We start from the raw sequence: 1,002 nt of genomic DNA on the forward strand, positions 1-1,002 counted from the left end.
TGAACTGCTGAATCTCGCGGCGGCCGTTCTCACGGCCGAGGAGATGAGCCTCTTCCGCGGTTGCCTGACCGCACTGCGTTGCGGGGAGAAACTCCAGGAACGCCGTATCGAGGTCAGCGGCGCCGTCCTCACCGTCTACAGCAGCTGAGCGGCGGGTCGGGCGGAGCGGAATGCGCACAGGGGTGGGCCCCCGGGAAAGTCCCCTCCCGGGGGCCCACGTCATGGGTGGCCGGTTCAGTAGCGGTAGCGGCAGTCACAGTCGCGGTCCAGTCGGTACCGGCCGAACCCGAAGCGGTCGTGGCGCTGGTGGCCGTAGCCGAACCGGCCATGGCCGCCGCGGCCGTAGCCGCCCCGGCCGCGGTCCCAGCGGTCGTCCCACCTGGCGTACCCCCACAGGCGTGGCCCGCAGCGACCGTGGTCCCCACCCCAGTGGCCGGCGTTGCGGTAGGTACCCAAGGCGGAGTGGGACGGGGTGGCCGATGCCGTCGCCGTCATGGGCACCGCCATGGCGAGCGTGGCCAGTGCCGCCGTCGCGGCAGCGCGAACGAATTTTCTCACCGCATTTCTCCTCAAACTCGGTGAATTGCCGGATGGCTCGCCAGACGTTACTCGGGACTCGCGCCGCATTCATTCCGCCGATCGGGTCCGGGCGGCCGAACGGGCGACCTGTCATCATGGCGCCGATTCCGGGGGGAAACCGCTCCTGAGCTTTGGGAGCCGGTATCCGGGTGCCCTTGCCGAGAGGCCCTGGAAACACTCTCCGGAGTGATCCGCTTCCGGCATGTCGCCCGCTCCGGCACATTTTTCTAAATGCCCCGTGAAATGCAATCCAAAAATGTGGGATACGGGTCGGATCAGCTGCTGTAGACGGTGAGGACGGCGCCGCTGACCTCGATACGGCGTTCCTGGAGTTTCTGCCCGCAACGCAGTGCGGTCAGGCAACCGCGGAAGAGGCTCATCTCCTCGGCCGTGAGAACGGCCGCCGCGAGATTCAGCAGTTCG

The 1,002-nt window shown here is 67.6% G+C and carries 1 protein-coding gene; it reads right to left on the reverse strand.

Annotated features, from left to right (window positions below; all coding sequences use genetic code 11):
• Nucleotides 1-234 precede the first annotated feature (234 nt).
• The gene (locus AC3EUJ_RS37180; protein WP_431969421.1) at nt 235-558 is read right to left on the reverse strand and encodes a hypothetical protein; all 324 of its coding nucleotides are present in this window, start codon (nt 556-558) and stop codon (nt 235-237) included.
• Nucleotides 559-1,002: the final 444 nt, after the last annotated feature.

It is taken from the genome of Actinacidiphila sp. bgisy160 (assembly GCF_057707815.1).